General features: G+C 67.0%; 17 protein-coding genes, 1 tRNA gene and 2 pseudogenes. 9 read left to right on the top strand and 11 right to left on the bottom strand.

What is annotated here, in order from left to right:
* The 3 genes and pseudogenes from NA10_RS39035 to NA10_RS33645 form a co-directional block, all read left to right on the top strand.
* A pseudogene (locus NA10_RS39035) lies at positions 1–1,010 on the top strand (Fe-S oxidoreductase); the annotation flags it as partial.
* A 133-nt stretch (positions 1,011–1,143) separates the two neighbouring features.
* Positions 1,144–1,908 (top strand): copper homeostasis protein CutC, encoded by a 765-nt coding sequence (locus NA10_RS33650; protein WP_067574753.1) that lies wholly within the window; start codon positions 1,144–1,146, stop codon positions 1,906–1,908.
* A 243-nt stretch (positions 1,909–2,151) separates the two neighbouring features.
* Positions 2,152–2,991, top strand: a complete 840-nt coding sequence (locus NA10_RS33645; RefSeq protein ID WP_245678186.1) for a lytic polysaccharide monooxygenase — start codon at positions 2,152–2,154, stop codon at positions 2,989–2,991.
* A gap of 461 nt (positions 2,992–3,452) precedes the next feature.
* On the opposite strand, the pseudogene NA10_RS33640 reads toward NA10_RS33645, so the two are convergent.
* The 3 genes and pseudogenes from NA10_RS33640 to NA10_RS33630 form a co-directional block, all read right to left on the bottom strand.
* Positions 3,453–4,700, bottom strand: a pseudogene (locus NA10_RS33640) (YibE/F family protein); the annotation flags it as partial.
* Positions 4,701–5,014: 314 nt separating this feature from the next.
* A complete protein-coding gene (locus NA10_RS33635; RefSeq protein ID WP_067574757.1) occupies positions 5,015–6,274 on the bottom strand; it encodes a pyridoxal phosphate-dependent aminotransferase in 1,260 nt (419 codons plus the stop codon).
* A gap of 28 nt (positions 6,275–6,302) precedes the next feature.
* A complete protein-coding gene (locus NA10_RS33630) occupies positions 6,303–7,694 on the bottom strand; it encodes a helix-turn-helix domain-containing protein (protein ID WP_067574751.1) in 1,392 nt (463 codons plus the stop codon).
* Between the two features lie 200 nt (positions 7,695–7,894).
* On the opposite strand from NA10_RS33630, the gene NA10_RS33625 reads away from it, so the two are divergent.
* Complete coding sequence (locus NA10_RS33625; RefSeq protein ID WP_067574756.1) at positions 7,895–8,344, top strand: hypothetical protein; 450 nt, start codon at positions 7,895–7,897, stop codon at positions 8,342–8,344.
* A 194-nt stretch (positions 8,345–8,538) separates the two neighbouring features.
* On the opposite strand, the gene NA10_RS33620 is transcribed toward NA10_RS33625, so the two are convergent.
* The 3 genes from NA10_RS33620 to ctaD all read right to left on the bottom strand — a co-directional run bounded on the left by NA10_RS33620 (position 8,539) and on the right by ctaD (position 12,374).
* Positions 8,539–9,891: a DUF7159 family protein gene (locus NA10_RS33620; RefSeq protein ID WP_067574755.1), complete on the bottom strand. Its 1,353-nt coding sequence runs from the start codon at positions 9,889–9,891 to the stop codon at positions 8,539–8,541.
* A 134-nt stretch (positions 9,892–10,025) separates the two neighbouring features.
* Positions 10,026–10,604 (bottom strand): dCTP deaminase, encoded by a 579-nt coding sequence (gene dcd, locus NA10_RS33615; RefSeq protein ID WP_067574750.1) that lies wholly within the window; start codon positions 10,602–10,604, stop codon positions 10,026–10,028.
* Positions 10,605–10,613: 9 nt separating this feature from the next.
* The gene (ctaD, locus tag NA10_RS33610; protein ID WP_067574749.1) at positions 10,614–12,374 is read right to left on the bottom strand and encodes an aa3-type cytochrome oxidase subunit I; all 1,761 of its coding nucleotides are present in this window, start codon (positions 12,372–12,374) and stop codon (positions 10,614–10,616) included.
* Positions 12,375–12,689: 315 nt separating this feature from the next.
* Here ctaD and NA10_RS33605 point away from each other — a divergent pair.
* Positions 12,690–12,760, top strand: a tRNA-Gly gene (locus tag NA10_RS33605).
* A gap of 62 nt (positions 12,761–12,822) precedes the next feature.
* Here NA10_RS33605 and NA10_RS33600 read toward each other — a convergent pair.
* From NA10_RS33600 to NA10_RS33585, 4 genes are all read right to left on the bottom strand, one after another.
* Positions 12,823–13,272, bottom strand: coding sequence for a hypothetical protein (locus NA10_RS33600; RefSeq protein WP_067574748.1), 450 nt, complete (start codon positions 13,270–13,272; stop codon positions 12,823–12,825).
* Between the two features lie 107 nt (positions 13,273–13,379).
* Positions 13,380–13,706 carry a hypothetical protein gene (locus NA10_RS33595; RefSeq protein WP_067574747.1) on the bottom strand — a complete coding sequence of 109 codons (327 nt, stop codon included), beginning with the start codon at positions 13,704–13,706 and terminating at the stop codon, positions 13,380–13,382.
* A gap of 49 nt (positions 13,707–13,755) precedes the next feature.
* Positions 13,756–14,052, bottom strand: coding sequence for a hypothetical protein (locus NA10_RS33590; RefSeq protein ID WP_067574746.1), 297 nt, complete (start codon positions 14,050–14,052; stop codon positions 13,756–13,758).
* Positions 14,039–14,263: a hypothetical protein gene (locus NA10_RS33585; RefSeq protein ID WP_067574745.1), complete on the bottom strand. Its 225-nt coding sequence runs from the start codon at positions 14,261–14,263 to the stop codon at positions 14,039–14,041. The genes NA10_RS33590 and NA10_RS33585 overlap by 14 nt, the downstream gene beginning before the upstream one ends.
* Before the next feature lie 122 nt (positions 14,264–14,385).
* Between NA10_RS33585 and NA10_RS33580 the strand changes: the two genes are divergently transcribed.
* Positions 14,386–15,165 carry an alpha/beta fold hydrolase gene (locus NA10_RS33580; protein WP_067574744.1) on the top strand — a complete coding sequence of 260 codons (780 nt, stop codon included), beginning with the start codon at positions 14,386–14,388 and terminating at the stop codon, positions 15,163–15,165.
* A gap of 25 nt (positions 15,166–15,190) precedes the next feature.
* Complete coding sequence (locus NA10_RS33575; protein ID WP_067574743.1) at positions 15,191–15,949, top strand: crotonase/enoyl-CoA hydratase family protein; 759 nt, start codon at positions 15,191–15,193, stop codon at positions 15,947–15,949.
* 5 nt (positions 15,950–15,954) lie between these two features.
* On the opposite strand, the gene NA10_RS33570 is transcribed toward NA10_RS33575, so the two are convergent.
* A complete protein-coding gene (locus NA10_RS33570) occupies positions 15,955–16,878 on the bottom strand; it encodes an NAD-dependent epimerase/dehydratase family protein (RefSeq protein ID WP_067574742.1) in 924 nt (307 codons plus the stop codon).
* Between the two features lie 108 nt (positions 16,879–16,986).
* Here NA10_RS33570 and NA10_RS33565 point away from each other — a divergent pair, with 108 nt between their 5' ends.
* Together NA10_RS33565 and NA10_RS33560 are read left to right on the top strand one after the other, a co-directional pair.
* On the top strand, positions 16,987–17,928 hold the full coding sequence (locus NA10_RS33565) for a GlxA family transcriptional regulator (protein ID WP_067574741.1): 942 nt from the start codon (positions 16,987–16,989) through the stop codon (positions 17,926–17,928).
* Positions 17,929–18,157: 229 nt separating this feature from the next.
* Positions 18,158–19,267: a glycoside hydrolase family 183 protein gene (locus NA10_RS33560; protein ID WP_067574754.1), complete on the top strand. Its 1,110-nt coding sequence runs from the start codon at positions 18,158–18,160 to the stop codon at positions 19,265–19,267.
* Positions 19,268–19,348: the final 81 nt, after the last annotated feature.

Below are 19,348 nucleotides of genomic sequence, written 5' to 3'. Positions count from 1 at the left end.
TTCAGACCCCGAAGGTCGAAGAGCCCGAACCGGTTTCCGAGCCCGAGCCCGTCAAGGCCGAGGTCGCGGTGGCCGAGGCCACCGCTCCCGCCGAGCCCAAGGCCGCTCCGGCGGGCAAGGGCTTGGGTATGAAGGGTCCGGCGAAGGCACCCGGCGGCAAGGGTCTGGGTATGAAGGGCGCCGCCAAGGCACCCGGAGCCAAGGCCGCCGCGCCTGCCGAGCCCGCCGGGGCAGCCGCTCCCGCCGAGACCACCGAGGCGTCGTCGGCTCCGGCCGCCCCCGCCAAAGGGCTGGCCATGAAGGGTCCGGCCAAGGCTCCCGGCGGCAAGGGTCTCGCCATGAAGGGAGCGGCCAAGGCTCCCGGTGCGAAGGCGGCTCCGGCCGCTGAAACGCCCGCTCCCGCCGAGGCTTCCGCTCCGGAGGCCGCCGCCGAGGCGTCGTCGGCTCCGGCCAAGCCCGTCAAGGGACTGGCCATGAAGGGTCCGGCGAAGGCTCCCGGTAAGGGTCTGGCCATGAAGGGAGCGGCCAAGGCTCCCGGCGCGAAGGCGGCGGCCCCGGCCGAACCCGCCGCGGCTCCGGCGACCGAGGCTCCGGCGGAAGCGACCGCGGCTCCGGCCGATTCGGCTCCGGCGGCTCCGGCGGCTCCGGTCGAGGCCACCGAGGCCAAGCCGTCCATCGCCCCCAAGGGTCTGGCCATGAAGTCCGGTCTCAAGCGCCCCGGCCCGAAGGCTCCCGGCGCGAAGGCGGCGGCCGCGACTCCGGCCGCCGAAGCACCTGCGGCACCGGCCGATTCGACTCCGGCTCCCGAGGCTCCGGCCCCGGCTGCCGCCGAACCGGTCGCCACCGAGTCCAACGGCACCACCGAGTCCAACGGCACCGCCGAGGGCAATGGCAGCGCTGCCGAGGGCAATGGCACCGCCGAAGGAAACGGCGCGGCCAAGCCCCCGGCGGCCAAGCCCGGCGGTCTGGGCTTCAAGTCCGGTATGAAGGCTCCCGGCAAGAAGAACTGACGCCGGAACAGCACCGATGCGGGCGCGCCACCCACCCGGGTGGCGCGCCCTCGCCGTCTCGATTCGGATCCGCATGATCGATTCTGCTAATGCCGGGCAAACGCGAAACCTGATCTTCGCCCATACTCGAGGTATGACGGATGCGGGAGCGGTTCGGGTCGAGATCGGGGTGGAGTCGCTCGCGGGGGTGCGAATCGCGGATGCGGCGGGCGCCACGCGGGTCGAATTGTGCACCGGATTGTCGGTCGGCGGTCTCACGCCGAGTACGGCCCTGGTGCGGGCCGCGGTCGAGGCGGCCGCCCGGGTACAGATCCATGTACTGATTCGGCCGCGCCCGGGGGATTTTCGCTACTCCGCCGATGAGGTGGCGCTCATGCGCGCCGATATCGAACAGGCGCGCGCGGCCGGGGCACACGGTGTGGTGATCGGGGTCCTGGACGAACAGGGCAATATCGCCGCCGCGGCCAATCGGGAGCTGCTCGCGGCGGCCGAGGGGATGGAGGTCACCTGCCATCGAGCCTTCGATGTGTGCGCCGATCCCTACGGCGGATTCGATCAGCTGCTCGAGTTGGGGTTCACCCGGCTGCTCACCTCGGGGCGGCAGGTGTCGGTGCTGGACGGGGCCGCGCTCATCACGCGCCTGGTCACCCTGGCGGACGGGCGAATTCAGGTGATGGCCTGCGGTGGTCTGCGCGCCGACAACGCGCGCCGGGTGATCGAACTGACGGGTGTGCGGGATCTGCATGCGGCCGTGCGCATTCCGGTGCCCGCACTGCCCGCGCCGGAGACCACCGATGTCGATTTCGCCGAGATCGGGGTGCCGCGCGGATTCGATCATTTCGTCACCGACGCCGACGGCGTGGGTGCGCTCTGCGAGGCGGCACGACTGTCGGTATGAGGAAATATCCGATCTGGATGACGTGGTAATCCGCTGCGGGGGAAATGTTTGCTGTAGCGCATATCAAGTTTGCTGTGCGCCAATAATTCTGAATTTCTCGAGCTAGGGCGCTTGACCAAAACGTTGCTGCCGCATATCTTTTAGAGCACGATTTTGCTTCAAAGTGATTCGGATCATGTCACGGATCCATCACGGGACAGCACACCGGTCACCGCTGCCCCCTTGTCTCGCAAGGAGTTTCAGGTGGTTAGCAGCACAAGACTGTCCATTGCCATGGCCTCGATCGGTCTGACGCCATTTCTCATCACGATCCTGCCCCCCGCGGTGGCGAACGCACACGGTTATATCTCATCCCCGCTCGGCAGACAGGCGCAATGCGCCCAGCGCCTGGTGTCCTGCGGGGATATCCAATACGAGCCGCAGAGCGTGGAAGGCCCCAAGGGCCTGCGCAATTGCAGTGCGAATATCGCCAGATTCGCCGACCTCGACGATGACAGCAAAGGCTGGAAAGTCCAATCGGTCGGCAGTACAGCGACTTTCAGCTGGACCTTCACCGCCCTGCACCGAACCCTGAACTGGGAGTACTACATCGGCGGCACCCGCGTCGGGGTGGTCGACGGCAACAACCAGCCCCCGCCCGACGGCGGCGTCACCCACACCATCGATCTCAGCGGGTTCACCGGCAGGCAGAAACTCCTCGCCATCTGGAACATCGGCGATACCGCCAATGCCTTCTACTCCTGCCTGGACCTACAGATCGGTGGCGGATCACCCGGCACCACAACGCCTCCCACCACCGCACCCACGACCACCACACCTCAGGTCACCACGCCCCCGCCGACCACGACCAAGCCCCCGGTCACCACCAGCGCGCCGCCCACCACGACGCCGCCGACCACCACCCACCATCACCCGACCACCACCGATCAGCCCGCAGGCACCGAGTGGAAGGTGGGCGCGCGCTACTCCGTCGGCGATGTTGTCACCTATCAGGGCGGCCGCTACCGCTGCTTGCAGGCGCACACCGTCTACGACCCGAACTGGATGCCCGCCGCGACACCCGCACTCTGGCAACGCATCTGACCTGACCCCCGTCATTCCGGCATGCTTTCGGCCGGGATCCACACCGGCCGTACGGCACGGAACCGGGTGGATCCCGGCCAAGAGCGCGCCGGGATGACGAGACAGGTCACGCCGAATGACGGTGCCGGTCAGGGTTTGGAGTGCCGACCCCCACCGCGAGGCGGCTGCTGCGGCTTCGCGGGCGGGCGCGGGAGCGAGGGATCCGTATCGTCGTAGGCCGGATTCTGTTGCTCCGCAGCGGCTCTCAGCGACCAGGGTGGCGGCGTCTCCTGCACCGTATGCTGCGGTCCGGTACCGGGCCAGGACTGCTGCGGTGGCTCCTGCCACGCGTCCTGCCTGGGCTCGGGGGTCTGACGTGGCACACGCCCGGACGGAGCAGATTGCGCGGCACCGGTTTTCGAAGCGGGCCGCGCGCCGGCGGGGCGTGCGGCCCGCTTGGCCGGGCGCGGGCGGTCCGGTCCGGTGGCGCGGGCGGGCGGCCTATGGCCGAAGGGGCGGGCCAGGATGACCGCGATGGCGGTGGTCAGCGGGACCGAGAGGGCCAGGGCGATACCGCCGACGGCCGAACGCGCGATCTCGATGCCGACCGCGTCACCGGTCAGCACATCGCGAATGGAGCGTCCCGCCACGCTGAACAGCAGCAGCAGCGGCAGCGCGCCACCGGCGTAGGCGAGTACCAGGGTGTAGACGGTACTGGCGATATGGTCCCGCCCGACCCGCATGGCGGCGGCGAAAATGCCGCGGCGCGAAGCCTTCTCGTCCAGGGCCGCGAGCTCGAAGGCCGCCGACGCCTGCGTGATGGTCACATCGTTGAGCACGCCGAGCGAGCCGATGATGAAGCCCGCCAACAACAATCCGGTAATGCTCACATGCTGGAGGTAGGTCGCCACATTGGTGTTCTGTTCCTCGGACAACCCGGTCAGATGCGTCATCTTCAGTGCGACCCAGGACAATACGGCCGCCAGCACCATCGAGGTGAGCGTCCCCAGCAGCGCGGAACTGGTGCGCAGATTCACCCCGTGCGCCAGATACAGCACCGAGTAGAGGATGAGCGATCCCGCCACCAGCGCCACCGGAATGGCCGGTTTCCCGTCCAGTAGCGCGGGCAGCATGAAGATCACCAGCACGCCGAAGGCGAAGCCGAGCCCGATCAGCGCCCGCACACCGCGCCAGCGCGCCACCGCGACGATGACCAGCGCGAAGACGCCGACAATGATCCCGAGCGGCAGTCCGCGCGCATAGTCGTCGAACGAGTACACGGTGGCCCCGTTGGTATCGCTCTGCCGCACGATGCGCAGGCTGTCCCCGACCCGCAGATCGGGTTGTCCCGGACCGGGCGCGATCTCGAAGAGCGTCTTCTTGCCCTTGTCCGCCCCCGAATCGATGCTGATGATGCTGCGCTGGCAGCTGTACGCGTTACTGCGCGGCGCCTGCGGCTTCTCGTCGAACGGTTTGCCCAGCGAGGGGCTCCCGCACGGCCCGATGTCCTGACTGATCACCGATCCGGCCTCGGTCACCAGCGCCCCACCGCCCCCGTTCTGCATGGGCAGCGGAATGTCCACGTGGTGACTGCTCGGCCAAAGCCATACGGTCCCGCCGAGAACCAGCACGCCGACGAAGGTGAGCAGCCCGATGACGACCCACTTGGCGGTGGCCCCGATGGCAATGGGCCCGGAGTGGTCATGATGGTGATGATGGTGATCGCTCACCGGGCAACCCTAAACGAAAACGGTTCCCGAAGCGCGGATGGTACGGCCCCCAACCGGGCATGAAGAAAAGGCCCGACGCGGAGGTCGAGCCTTGAAAGATCCTGGAGGGGGCGGCGGAGAGCAGGGGGATGTCTCCGCCGCCCGGGATGGCGGCCCAGGGGGGTAGGCCGACCGATCCAGGGCCAGACGTCCCAGGGGGGGTAGGAGGTCTGGCCGGGCACCTGAGTGCCGAGTCCTACTGTACACAAAAGCCGCTTCTTTGCGCTAGCTAAGTCTCTAAAAACCCACCTTTTTCGTACTAGCGGTTTGTTTTGCTACTGACGATAACCCGCGAGGAAATTGCCGAAGCGCTCGATCGCCACCGACAGGTCCCGCGCCCACGGCAGCGTCACGATGCGCAGGTGGTCATGGTGCGGCCAGTTGAACCCGGTCCCCTGCACCATCAGGATCTTCTCCTGCAACAGCAGATCCAGCACCAGCTTCGAATCATCGTGGATCTCATGGACTTCCGGATCCAGCCGCGGGAACGCGTACAGCGCGCCCTCCGGCTTCACACACGAGACGCCCGGAATCGTATTGAGCTTCTCCCACGCCACATCGCGCTGCTCGAGTAGTCGCCCGCCCGGCAGAATCAGATCCTCGATGCTCTGATGCCCGCCGAGCGCCACCTGAATGGCATGCTGTGCGGGCACATTCGGGCACAGTCGTGACGAGGCCAGCAGTGAGATGCCCTCCAGGAACCCCTCGGCATGATCGGTCGGCCCGGTGATCACCAGCCAACCGGAGCGATAACCCGCCACCCGGTACGCCTTGGACAGCCCGTTGAAGGTCAGGCACAGCAGGTCCGGGGCGAGCGAGGCCAGCGAAATATGCTTGGCGTCGTCGTACAGGATCTTGTCGTAGATCTCGTCCGCGAGCAGCAGCAGCTGATGCTTGCGCGCCAGATCGACGATCTGCTGCAACACCTCAGCCGAATACACCGCGCCCGTCGGATTGTTCGGGTTGATCACCACAATCGCCTTGGTCTTGTCGGTGATCTTGGATTCCATATCGGCGATATCGGGCTGCCAGCCATTGGACTCATCGCACAGGTAGTGCACCGGGGTGCCGCCCGCGAGGCTGGTCATGGCCGTCCACAACGGATAGTCCGGTGCGGGCAGCAGCACCTCGTCGCCATTGTCCAGCAGCGCCTGCATGGTGATGGTGATCAGCTCGGAAACGCCGTTGCCCAGGTAGACGTCGTCCACATCGAACTTCGGGAAGCCCGGCACCACTTCGTAGCGGGTCACGATGGCCCGGCGCGCGGACAGGATGCCCTTGGATTCGGAATAGCCCTGCGCGTAAGGCAGCGCGGCGATGATGTCGCGCATGATCACATCGGGCGCGTCGAAGCCGAACGGCGCGGGATTGCCGATATTGAGCTTGAGGATGCGGTGGCCCTCGGATTCCAGTCGCGCCGCGTGTGCGTGTACCGGCCCCCGAATCTCGTAGACCACATTCTGGAGTTTGGTCGACTGCTCCAGGACGCGCGGGGACTTATGCGGTAGGTGACTGGAAGGACTCACCCGTCCAATGGTGCCATCCGTCCGCAACCAGCTTTTTTCAACGCGGCGAATCGGGCGGCAGCATGCCCTTGGCGGCGGTGGTGCCGCAGAACTCCTCGATACGCTCGTCCAGTTGCCTGGCCTCGATGGCCTCCCGGAATTCCGGGCGGGTGAGGCGCTGGCGCAGGCCGGTGAGCCGCTCCTCCAACTGCGCGATGCGCTTGTCCTCGTCGAGTTGCAGCACCGGTTGCAGCGCCTCGGCGGCGCCGTCCAGACTGCCGTTGATCAGGTGCGCCGCGGCGCTGTCCACCCGGGCGAGGGATTCCGCGCCGTACGAGCGCTGTTCGGTGGGCCCGTTGGCGTACAGCTCGATGGCGCGCCGGGTCGCCTCCAGCGCGGGTTGGGCCTGACCGAGATGGATATAGGTCGCACCCGCGTAGTACTGCGCCTTGGGCTGATTGAAACCGAACACGCCGCCGACCTCGTCGTGCAGCGTGTCACTGGAGTTGCCGTCCCGCGCATCGTCCGCGGCGCGAATACAGCGCTCGGTATCGGCGGGCGAACCCAGCCGGGACCAGATGCGCGCCTCGATATTGTGGAGTCGCACCTGGGAGGTGGCCGATTCCGCGTACTGCTGTCCGCTCTGCGCCAGCAGCACCGCGCGCCGCGGCCGCTCCGACCAGTACTCGATGAGCGCCTGCATACCGCGGGTCCAGGCCCGTAAACCGTTGTGCTCGCACAATTCCGCGTAAGCCCAAGCGGCCCTGGCCTGTTCGCCGGCGGCGTCGACATAGCCGAGATCGGTGCTGGCATTGGCCAGCAGACCGGAGAGCGTGCCCGCCAGCAGGTACAGATGGCCGGTGTCGGCCGGGCGCTGATGCCCCTCGAGCAGGCGATAGACGCGCCGGCGCACCCGCAGCATCTCCACCATCATGGGCACGGGGGGTACGTGCACATAGTCGTTGGCGATACGCGTGACATCGGCATCGAGCTGCTCCAATGTGGTGGCACCCACATTGGAACCCTCCGCCCGGCCCGCATGCTCACTTGCTTCATGGGCAGCCGCCATGATCAGATCCCTCTCCGAAATAGCCGCTAACGCATCGCCCCTCATCGCACCCGTATCGACGAGTGCCAGCAGTTCCGCGTCGCTGGAATAACTGGCCTGCGCCGGAACGCCCTGGCGCACATCGAAACCGGGTACGGGGCGGTCGATCAAGGGCTGGTCGATCAAAGCCGCGAACCGTGCCCGGACGATATCGTCGGACCGGGCCAGGGAGGTATCGAGAGCGGCCTGGTTGACGGGGCGGGGATGGACCCGATCGCCACCGGCCTCCCACTTCGAAACCAGGCGTTCGTGGACGCCCAAATGGGCCGCGAACTCCCGGATACTCATCCGTTTGGCATCGCGGAGGGCACGGGCCTCTTTACCTGACCACTGCCGGACCACGATGTCATCCTTCCGAACGAACTCCGATGTCCAGGGTACGAGTGGATGGTGACCGCTGCCACAGCCGAGATGTAGCTGGTATCAGTCGCTTACGTGCCGGTAGTAGTGGCAGTGATTGGGCAGCGCAAGGAGGGCGTGCGGGCGTTCCCGCACCGCCCGTCAGGGCCCCACCCTGGAATCGGGAGGCAAGGAGTCGGGTGGTGAACGCGGACAAGCTGAGAACGGTGCAGGACTGGGTGTCCTTCTACCGGCACGAATTCGGGCTTCCGGTGGCCGAACGCGGCGGCTTCGTCATGCTTCCCGTGACCGGCGAGGTCGGGGTGCTGCACCTGCCGGTCCCGCGGGCCGAAATGGTCCGCAGCACACTGCGTCAGCATCGGCGCAGCGGTCCGATGCTGGCCAGGCAGATTCGCTGGAGTTTCCTCACCGAGCCCGACGCCGATCCGGGCGCGCAGATCATGGAGGTGCTCAATCGCCTCGATATCGGAATACCCGCGATCGGCAGCGCGGTCATGCTGCCCACCGGGCTGGGTCGCTGGACCCGCGAGGGCTGCCACTGGGTGGTGCCGCCCGCCCGCGATCTTCCACTCCCACCCCTGTCGATGCTCATTACGACAGCTCTGGCGGTGGGAAACGGAGGCGAGGACTGAACGCAGCCGGTCCTCGCACCGGCGCCGCAGGTGCCGGACCCACCGAGTCCGCCCCTTTTCCTGGCAGTCGACGGGGCGGACTCGGCGGGTGAATCTCCATGCCGAATGGCAGCGTAATGGCCGTGCTAGGTCGTACATTTCCGGCATTTCAGGCCGAATTACGGCGGCCCGCAGGCGGGTTCGCGACGGCGGAATCAGCCCGCGGGCCCGGCGGGAGCCGGGAACAGCGGCGGCAGCGTCGGCACGATCACCGGCGGCAGACCCGGAATGATGGTGATGGTGTTGGGTCCCGGCGGGGGCGGTGCCTCGGTGGTGGTGGTCGTCTCACGGCGCGGCGGCGGTGCGGCCAGCGATTCGTTGGTGGCATCGGTGGTGCTGGGCGCGACCGTGGTGGTCTCGGGAGACGGGCGCGTGGTGGTGACCACCGCGGAGCTGGTCGCCGCACCCGAACTCTGTGAATCATGCTCCAGCACTTGCGGACCCCAGCCCAGCGAGACGCCGATGGCGGCGACCACGACCAGCGCGCCCACCGCCACCCCGGCAATGCTGATCTCCCGGCGCCGGGAGAACTTCTCCACCGCGCCGGCGCTGGATAGCAACGGCGGATTCGAGTCGTGCTGTGCCGGAATCGAATTCTCGAAGGCCGCCGGGAAGGGCGCGGCCGCGGGCCGCTGCCGCATCGGGCGCGCCAGTAGCGTGGCGCCGCGCGCGGCGACCGTGCCCGGATTCGCCGGCACCAGCACCGGAACGCCCAGCCAACGCCGCAAAACCCGTGCCACCAGCGGAATCTGGGCGCAGCCGCCGATCAGCGCGACCGCCTGCACCGGCTGCTCGGAGCGCAGGATGACATCGCGGGCCATGCGCGCCGAGGACTCCACGGCCAGCATGATCAGCGCTTCGAAGTTCTCCTGGGACAGCAGCACCAGGCCCTCGGTGGAGGGCAGCGCCACCGCACTGCTCTCGGAGAGTTGCTCTTTCGCGGTGCGGCACAGCGCGTCCAGTGCGGCCAGACCGGCCGCGTCCGGCGGATGCGCGATCCGCCCGGAGGCTATCTGCTGCTCCCGAATCAGCGAGTCCAGGTAGTCGCCGCTGATATCGCTGGTGCGCTCGGTGTAATTCACCTGGCGCGACGCGGTGTCGACCACGGTCACCGAAAGACCGGACGCACCCAGGTCGTACAGCGCGACGGTACCGAATCCCTGCAGCTCACCGGAGAATTCGAGGTACTCCAGGGCCGCGATCACATCCGGCACGAGTTCGTAATTGGTGAACTGGCGGCGCGCCAGCTCGGCCCGGACGGCCCGCGCGTGCTGTTCGTCGCGGTAGGCGATGGCGGTGGCCGCGATCCGCGGATCCGCGGTCAGCACCGCGCCGATGGCATCGGCGGCCAGCTCCTCGACCCGGCGTTCGCCGACCGGAACGGCCTGTACGTCGAAGGCGTCGGCCGCCTGCGGCTGGACCGTGCCCCGCCCGGCGGAGTTCCCGGCATGCGGGCGTGCCACGCGAACCGCGCCCGCCCCCACGGAAACTCCCAGTACCGAACTCATTCGCTGCCCATTCATTGCCACACTGACCGCGCTTGCACACCGAACGACGTGCGAGCGGAGCATATTACGGTGAGGTCACCGTACCTGTCGCCGCCACCTTACGACGCGTGGAGCCTTACGTACACCCGCAGAGCTCAGTTGCCTTCGGGCGTCTGGAAGTTGAGGTACGCACGCGACGGTGTGGGGCCGCGCTGACCCTGATATTTCGAGCCCGCCGCGGCGCTGCCGTACGGGTTCTCGGCCGGGCTGCTCAACCGGAACAGGCACAGCTGTCCGATCTTCATACCGGGCCACAGGGTGATGGGCAGATTCGCCACATTCGAGAGTTCCAGGGTGATGTGCCCGCTGAAACCCGGATCGATGAAGCCGGCGGTGGAGTGCGTGAGCAGGCCCAGGCGGCCCAGGCTCGACTTGCCCTCGAGCCGGCCCGCGAGATCATCCGGCAGCGTGCACACCTCGAGGGTGGAGCCCAGCACGAACTCACCCGGGTGCAGCACGAACGGCTCGTTCACGCCGGGTTCGACCAGCGTGGTCAGCTCGTCCTGCCGTTGCGCGGGATCGATATGGGTGTAGCGGGTGTTGTTGAACACCCGGAACATACTGTCCAGCCGCACATCGATACTCGACGGCTGCACCAGCTTGTCGTCGAACGGGTCCAGCCCGAGACGCCCTTCGGCGATCTCCTTACGGATGTCGCGATCGGAAAGCAGCACGCCAAGAGACTAGTTGGGGTCGTCCCGCACCTCGGCCGTCGGGGTCTGCGCGGGCTCGACCGCCTGCTGGGTACGCAGCGGCCAGCTCGAATGCGCCTCGTCCCGCATGCGGTCGACCATATGCGGATAGTGCAGCTCGAACGCGGGTCGCTCGGAGCGGATGCGCGGCAGCTCGTAGAAATTGTGCCGGGGCGGCGGGCAGGTGGTGGCCCACTCCAGGGAGTTGCCGTAACCCCACGGATCGTCGACGGTGACGACTTCACCGAAGCGGTAGCTCTTGAAGACATTCCAGACGAACGTGATCATCGACAGCCCGAGCACGAAGGAACCGACGGTCGAGATGGTGTTCAGCGTGGTGAAGCCGTCGCTCGGCAGGTAGTCCGCGTACCGGCGCGGCATGCCCTCGTTCCCCAGCCAGTGCTGCACCAGGAAGGTGAGGTGGAAGCCGAAGAACGTGGTCCAGAAGTGCAGTTTGCCCAGCCGCTCGTCCATCAGCCTGCCGGTCATCTTCGGGAACCAGAAGTAGATGCCCGCGAAGGTCGCGAACACGATGGTGCCGAAGAGCACGTAGTGGAAGTGCGCGACCACGAAATAGCTGTCCGAGACATGGAAGTCGAGCGGCGGGCTCGCCAGCACCACCCCGGACAGACCACCGAAGAGGAAGGTCACCAGGAAGCCGATGGACCACAGCATGGGCGTTTCGAAGGTCAGCTGACCCCGCCACATGGTGCCGATCCAGTTGAAGAACTTCACACCGGTCGGCACCGCGATCAGGAAGGTCATCAGCGAGAAGAAGGGCAGCAGTACCGATCCCGTGGCGTACATGTGATGCGCCCACACCGCCACCGACAGCGCCCCGATCGACAGCGTCGCGTAAACCAGTGTGCTGTAACCGAACAGCGGCTTGCGACTGAACACCGGGAAGATCTCGGTGACGATGCCGAAGAACGGCAGCGCCACGATGTACACCTCGGGATGACCGAAGAACCAGAACAGGTGCTGCCAGAGAATCGCCCCGCCATTGGCCGGATCGTAGATGTGCGCGCCCAGGTGCCGATCCACCGCCAGCGCCATCAGCGCCGCGGTGAGAATCGGAAAGGCAAGCAGCACAAGCACACTCGTCACCAGGATATTCCAGGTGAAGATGGGCATGCGGAACATGGTCATCCCCGGGCAGCGCAGGCAGATGACCGTGGTGATCATATTGACGCCGCCCAGGATGGTGCCGACGCCCGAGACCGCCAGGCCCATGATCCACAGGTCCGCCCCGACGCCGGGCGCGTGCACGATGTCCGAGAGCGGGGTGTACGCGGTCCAGCCGAAGTCCGCCGCGCCGCCGGGGGTGACGAATCCCGCCGTCGCCATGGTCGCGCCGAACAGGTACAGCCAGTAGCTGAACGCGTTCAGTCGCGGAAACGCCACATCGGGCGCGCCGATCTGCAGCGGCAGCACCGCGTTCGCGAAGCCGAACAGAATCGGGGTCGCGTAGAACAGCAGCATGATGGTGCCGTGCATGGTGAACAGCTGGTTGAACTGCTCCGGTGAGAGGAATTGCAGGCCGGGCCGGGCCAGCTCCACCCGCATCAGCAGCGCCAGCAGGCCGCCGATGAGGAAGAAGGTCATGGCCGTGAACAGGTACATGATCCCGAGCACCTTGGGATCGGTGGTCGTGATCGCCTTCCAGAGGAACGAACCCTTCGGCTCTCGCCGGCGAGTGGAAGGCCGCACGGCCTCTAGTTGCGGGATATCCCGCGATGGCACCGCGGTCATACGTCACCCCCGAGCAGGGCAGCACCGGCCGCACGCGCACCCGCAAACGTTCAGCGCATCCCAAAGTTCCTGTGGTGGACGGGCTTTCGACCCTGGGGCATAGTCTACGACCGCTGCCGTACAAAACCCCGCGGTTCGCGGAATTGCGTTCCGATCTTCGGCGCGCCGCCCGGGACACGGCGAAACGCGCACCGGAATTCCCGGGCACAGCCCCGCCCCGGACCCGTCGAACACGCGTGGAGCTGGGCGAATGGGGAAAGAGTTGCGTCCCGCCGGACCCGGTCTGATAGAGTCGCGAACGCGTCAAGGCGTACTGCCGATGTAGTTCAATGGTAGAACTCCTGCTTCCCAAGCAGGTAGCGCGGGTTCGATTCCCGTCATCGGCTCACAATGAAAAAACCCGCTCCCCCGAGCGGGTTTTTTCATGCCCGGCGGAGCCGGTCGGGGTTCACCGAATGCATTCGGTGACTATGCGTTTGGTGGCCGTCCCGGCCTTGCGCAGATCATCGCCGGTGAGGCCGACGCCGACCGGATTGTTGTAGCCGTGGTCGATGAGCTTCTGGATACCGCTCTGCGACAGGCCCGCGTCGACATAGATTCCGGCGACGCAGTCGGCGGTCTTCGAGTCGAGTCCGGCCTTGTCCTGCAAGGACTTCGAGATCTGCGGGGCGGTGAGGGCGCCGCTCGCGGGGGCGCCGCTCGTCGTGGCGGAGACCACGCCCGAGGAGGTGGTCGCGGAGGTGGTCCCGGTGACCGCCGGGGCGGTGGTGGTCACCGCGGCCGCGGGGGTGGAGGTCACCGAGACCACAGTGGCGGGTGCGCCGGACTTGTCCTGGCTGCTACAGGCGGCGAGCAGGGGCAACGCCAGCAGCGCCACGGCCAGGGCGGTTTTCCTCATGGCATTCCTCGATCTCCCGGGCGACGGGGGGTTCGTTCGCCGTCACCCGAGAGTGCGCGCCGCCGCTTGCGATCGGCTAGGGAAACGCCAAAAGCGCCGGTGTGGAACTACTTCAGGCACTCGCTCACGATCTTATTGGTGGCCGAGCGCGCCTTATCGGCGTCCGCACCGCTCAGACCCATCGACTCCGGATCGGTGGCGGTGGCGTTCTTGGTGTCGTTCTTGATCATCAGGCGCAGCCCGTCCTGCGAGATCCCTTCGTCCACAAAAAGTTTCGCCGCACAGTTGGCGAGCTTCTCGTCCTTGAGACCACCGTCCTGCAGCGACTTGGAGATCTCGGCCTGCGAGACCGCGGGCTTATCGTCACCGCCACCGCCACAACCGGCCAACAGCGGCAGCGCAACGAGCGCGGCGGCGATCAGGGAAATCCGCACGGGTTCCTCACTTCTGGAGAATGAATGGGTTGGGCCGGGAGGAACGATCTCACAGATCCATGGCGGCGCGCAGCGCTGTGTCGATTCGCTCGGCGGTCTCGGTGTCGACCTCGTCGATGCGTTCGGCCAGCCAATCCCGGTAGATACGACCGAGATTGCCCGCGTGCACCCAACCGTGCCCGGGAATCGGCACCGCGAGAATGTCGCGCGGATCCTCATCCATCACCTCGGCGGCGATCAACCAGGGCCGCGGCGACTCATTGATGCCGTCGCTGCTGATCAGCAGGATATTGCGAATGCGGGCGGAGCCGTGCGGGTGATAGACCCAGAGTTCACCCCTGCGCACGCAACTCCTGCTCCGCGACGGCCAGCTCCGCCTCGTCGTCCAGTGCCTGCCGGACCGGATCGACGCCGGGTCCACAGCCGGTGCGCACCGCCTCGCGCCGCGCGGCCCGCGATATCCAGGCCGAGGGCGACATACCGGCGCGGGCCGCGGCCTGCTCGGCATACGCCCAGGACGCCTCATCGAGCGAGAGAGTCACCTTACGGGTTGCCATACCATTTATCGTACCGCCGACCAGCCGCGAACACGGCCGGTCGAGGGGGCCGAAAAGCTCAATTGGCCATCGGTCAACGACTGTTAGGGTCGACGCACAGCCAGCACTCGGCGGGAGCTCCTATGACGAAGTTGAACCATCACCGCGCGGGCAGCGGCGCACCGCTGGTGCTCGTGCACGGTGTCGGCAGCCGGTGGCAGGTCTGGGAACCGGTCATCCCCACCCTGGCCGAATCGTTCGAGGTGATCGCGGTGGACCTGCCCGGCTTCGGCGACAGCGCGGCGCTCCCGCACACCACGGTCTCCACCCTCGCCGACGCGCTGGTCGGCTTCCTCGCCGCCGAGGGCATCGAAAACCCGCACCTGGCGGGCAATTCCATGGGCGGCGGCATCATTCTGGACCTCGCCGCGCGCGGCCTGGCCCGCTCGGTCACCGCCTACTCCCCCATCGGATTCTGGGATACGCCCGGGCGCGTGTGGTGCCAGCAGGCGCTCGGCCGCGCCGAACAACTCACCCGGGCGCTGCGTCCGGCGGTCCCTGCCCTGCTCGGCAATGTCGCGGGCCGCACCACCTTCCTGAGCCTGGTGTTCGGCAAGCCCTGGGCATTGGATCCGCGCATTGCCGTCGACACCGTCGAGGGGCTGCTCGGCGCGGGCGGCTTCGATGCCGCGCTGGCGTCGTTCACCGATTTCCGGCTGCCCGACCGCACCCGGCTGGAGAGCATCCCGATCACCATCGCCTGGGGTAGTCGTGACATTCTGCTGACGTACGCCACCCAGGCTCGGCGCGCCCGCGCGGCGCTGCCGGGCGCGCGGCATGTCACGCTGCACGGCAGCGGGCATACGCCGTTCTACGACGACCCGATCGGCTGCGCCCGGCTGCTGCTGGACCAGCTGGACTGATACGAGCAGCCGAAGAGGAAAGACCGTGAGTAACAACGTCATCCTGCGGATCGAAGGCGACCGCGCCTATGTCGCCCTGGACCGGCCCGACAAGCACAACGGCCTCACCGTCGAGATGCTCCGCGAACTGGCGCGAGTGGCCCGGAAGATCGAGCAGCGCAAGGATATTCGCGCGGTCATTCTCTCCGGCAACGGTCCCAGCTTCTCCTCCGGTCTCGATGTCGCCAAGGCCATGGGCAATCCCCTGGAGGTGGCGCGTGCGTTCATCCCGCTGCCCTGGACCGGCACCAATGCCTTCCAGGAGGCGTGCTGGGCGTGGCGGCGACTACCGCAGCCGGTGATCGCGGTCGTGCACGGGCGCTGCTACGGCGGCGGCCTGCAGATCGCGCTGGCGGCCGACTTCCGTTTCGTCACACCGGATTCCGAGTTCTCGGTAATGGAGGCCAAGCACGGCCTCATCCCGGATATGACCGGCGCGGCCACCCTGTCCCGGCTGATCGGCATCGACAAGGCGCTGCTGCTCACCATGACCGCCGACCCGGTGGACGCCGCCTACGCCGAGCGCATCGGCCTGGTCACCGAGGTCAGCGCCGACCCGCTCGCCGCCGCCGAGAAGCTCGCCGACCGCATCGCCACCCGGTCCCCGCACGCCGTGGCAAGTGCCAAGCGGCTCTTCGACCGCAGCTGGCAGTCCTCGGTGCGCCGCACCCTGGCCGTCGAACGCGCCACCCAACTGCCGCTGATCATCCGGCAGGCGCTCGGCAGGGGCTCCAAGTCCGAATAGGCCGTTCACGCCGCGGCGACCAGGGTGACCGTTTCGGCGATGATCGCGTCCAACGGGGTAGCCGCCAATCCGAAGGCGCGCTCGGTCGCGGTGGCGTCCAGCACATCGGGATGTTCGAAGGCGTAATACATTTCGATCATCTCGGCGATCACCGAATTCTCCGACCCCGCCCAGGCCAGCTCCGTGCGCGTCATCGGCACGAACTCCGGGGCGGGCATGGCCGCGGCCGCGGCCAGTTCGACGGTGAGCTCGCGCACCGAGATCCGATGGGACGGCACATGCCAAGCCCGACCCCAGCCGACCTCCGAACGAGCGACCGCGGCCAGCGTCCGCGCCACATCGCCCACGTACGACCAGGATTTCGCGACATCCAGATCGCCCGGATAGGAAACCGGCTCCCCGGCAAGCAGTTTCGGCACGACGAACATGTTGTACACCGAGGTCGCCGCGTCCCGGCCCAGGAAAGCCGCGGCCCGCACCTCGGCGACCCGGGCTCGACCCGCCTGGTGCGCGGTCAGCGCGTCCAGCCACATCTTCGCTCGCACAGCGCCTTTCACCGCGATCGGCGCCATCGGCAGATCCTCGGTGAAGGCGCCGTCCACCCGCCCGTACCCGTAGGTATTGCTCAGCGAGACATAGCCCGCACCGGTCCGCTCGGCCGCGGTCAGCAATGCCGCGCCGATCGGCGGGAATTCGGCGGGCCAGCGATCGTAGGCGGGCCAGGTGGTATTGATCAAACTGACCGCGCCGGTGGCCAATTCGCTCATGCGGTCGGCGTCGGTGGTGTCGCCCACCGCCAATTCGATGCGCGGATGCTCGGGGCCGAGCCCGCGCCGGCTCACCAGCCGCACCCGCTCCCCGGCCTCGGCCAGTTCCAGCGCGGTCCGGCTCCCGGTGCCCCCGGCGCCCGCCACAACATGCAGTGACATGGGATTTCCTCTCTCGACGGCCACCGTGCGGCGGCCCGGAATCCACTCTGCCCAGCCGGATCCCGGTACGGTAGTGGCTGGAATGCCAGATATCCCAAGGATCGAGCCATGCACAGGATCGCAGTTCTCGCGGTACCGCCGGTGACCAATTTCGACCTCTCGATTCCGGAGACGGTCTTCCCCGCCGCGGTGATCGACGGCGCACCCGGATACGAGGTGGTGCTGTGCACCCCCGATCCCGGAATCGTGCCCGGCTACAACGGCACCGCCGTGCTCATCGAGCACGGTCTGGACGCGGCGGCGGATGCCGACACGATCATGGTCACCGGAACCGGTGCGCGCGAGGCGGCCGATCCCCGCGTCCTCGCGGTGCTCGAAACCGCTGTGGCGCAGGGCAAACGCATCGCCTCGATCTGCACCGGCGCCTTCGTGCTCGCCCAGGCCGGACTGCTCGACGGCCGCCCGGCCACCACGTACTGGCTGTTCTCCGACGAGCTGCGCGAACGCTTTCCGGCGGTGAACCTGCAACCCGACGTCCTCTTCGTCGACGACGGCGACATCCTCACCTCCGCCGGACTGGCCGCGGGAATCGACCTGTGCCTGCACATGATTCGCACCGACTACGGCGCGATCACCGCCAACGCGGTCGCACGCCTCGCCGTCGTCGCGCCCATCCGGCCGGGCGGGCAGGCGCAATTCATCGAGACTCCGCTCCCGCCCGAGACCGGCACTTCCCTTGCCGCGACCCGGGATTGGGCACTGGCCCGACTCGATCAGCGACTCGCGCTCCGAGATCTGGCCGCACACGCGAATATCAGCACACGCACCCTCACCCGCCGCTTCCGGGAGGAGACCGGAGCCAGTCCGCTGCAATGGCTGCTCCATCAGCGCGTCGACCGTGCCAGAGAGTTGCTGGAGGCGACCACCCTGTCCATCGAGGAGGTGGCGCGGCGCTCCGGACTCGGCTCCGCCGAATCGCTGCGCCAGCATCTGCTGCGCCGCAATGGGCTGAGCCCGAGCGCGTACCGCGTGTCATTCACCCGGCGATAGCGGTGCCGCGACTCGCCATGCGGACGCATCTGTCCAGCTCAGCGCCCAATCGGTGCTAGGAATAAGGGACGTAGGGCAATTCACCGCGAGCAATTTCATCTGCTATCCCGCAAGCCCCAGTTCCGCTGTTAGCATTTTCACACTTTGCCAGCGAGTCGGACATCCTGTGTGGCTGGTCACATACCGTGTGGTCGCGCATGATTTTCGGCGAGAACCGGAGGACCACGCATTGAACAAGTCCGCCCCCCTGCTGCTGTCCGCCGTAGCAGGTGCCACGGCCTTGCTCCTTACCGTGACCGGCCCCGCAGCAGCCAACCCCAATGCCATCAATCCGATTCCGGTGCTCAACGGCACCAATGGGCTGCCCCAGCTTCCCGGCCGCACCAAAGCGGTCTTTCAGGTCACCGGTATGCAGAGCCCCAACAACACCCAGGCCTATAACGTCCTCGGCACCGACCTCGGCATCATGTGGGACAACGGCAACGGCGAAATGCTCACCACCTTCGGTGACACCGCCGGACTCGGATTCCCCAATCTGCTGGTCGGCAGCACGTGGGCCTGGCGCTCCAATATCCTGGTCCGCTCACACACCCGTAACCCCGCCAACGGCATCTACTTCGACAGCGTCGTGCGCGATATCTTCGGCCAGGCGCGCGATCTCATCCCGAGCCCGAAGATCCCGTTCCTGGAGATCAGCCGCATCCCCACCGCCGCCATCTCGGTCGGCGGCACCCAGTTCATGAGCCTCATGTCGGTCAAGAGCTGGGATGACGTGGGTCAGTGGACCACCAATTTCTCCGGGCTCGCCGCCTCCGGCGACAATGGCGAGAACTGGGTCGAACTGCCCGCCACCCGCCGTCCCGACGAGAACGGCAACGGCAATTTCCAGATGAACGCCTTCGTCAAGAACGGCGGCTTCGTCTACGAATACGGCACCGCGTCCGGGCGCAATAATCCCGCCTTCGTGGCGCGCGTCCCCGAGGCCGCGATCGGCGACCTCGGCGCCTACGAATACTGGTGCGGCGACAAATGGAAGCGCGACGATGTGGACGGGGCCACCCCGGTCATCGGCGGCGGTATCTCCGAGATGTCGGTGCAGTGGAACGACTATCTCGGGCAATACATCATGCTCACCACGGATCCGTGGAATTCGGTGGTCATGTACCGCTCGCCGAATCCCGAGGGGCCGTGGAGCGGGCCCGAGGTGCTGATCGACACCCGCGAACTGCCCACCGCGTACGCGCCGTCGATCTTCCCGTACCAAACCGGTCGCGACCTGTACTTCCTCACCACTGTGCACAGCCAGTACAACGTGATTCTCATGCACACCACCCTCTAGGGAGGGTCCACTCGAAAACCCGGCCGCGAACACGCAAGCGTGTTCGCGGCCGTCGTATAAGAGGAGGGTTCGAACTCGGCT

Origin of the sequence: Nocardia acidivorans NBRC 108247, assembly GCF_001625085.1 — a bacterium.
Taxonomy (GTDB): domain Bacteria; phylum Actinomycetota; class Actinomycetes; order Mycobacteriales; family Mycobacteriaceae; genus Nocardia; species Nocardia acidivorans.
The sequence above is the reverse complement of the archived record's forward strand: the minus strand, read 5'-3'. Positions and strand labels throughout refer to the sequence as shown.

Excerpts from the sequence above, each read along its gene's own strand:
- NA10_RS33650 (WP_067574753.1), top strand. The coding sequence starts at position 1,144 with ATGACGGATGCGGGAGCGGTTCGGGTCGAGATCGGGGTGGAGTCGCTC.
- NA10_RS33620 (WP_067574755.1), bottom strand. The coding sequence starts at position 9,891 with ATGAGTTCGGTACTGGGAGTTTCCGTGGGGGCGGGCGCGGTTCGCGTG.
- ctaD (WP_067574749.1), bottom strand. The coding sequence starts at position 12,374 with ATGACCGCGGTGCCATCGCGGGATATCCCGCAACTAGAGGCCGTGCGG.
- NA10_RS33600 (WP_067574748.1), bottom strand. The coding sequence starts at position 13,272 with ATGAGGAAAACCGCCCTGGCCGTGGCGCTGCTGGCGTTGCCCCTGCTC.
- NA10_RS33585 (WP_067574745.1), bottom strand. The coding sequence starts at position 14,263 with ATGGCAACCCGTAAGGTGACTCTCTCGCTCGATGAGGCGTCCTGGGCG.
- NA10_RS33580 (WP_067574744.1), top strand. The coding sequence starts at position 14,386 with ATGACGAAGTTGAACCATCACCGCGCGGGCAGCGGCGCACCGCTGGTG.
- NA10_RS33570 (WP_067574742.1), bottom strand. The coding sequence starts at position 16,878 with ATGTCACTGCATGTTGTGGCGGGCGCCGGGGGCACCGGGAGCCGGACC.
- NA10_RS33565 (WP_067574741.1), top strand. The coding sequence starts at position 16,987 with ATGCACAGGATCGCAGTTCTCGCGGTACCGCCGGTGACCAATTTCGAC.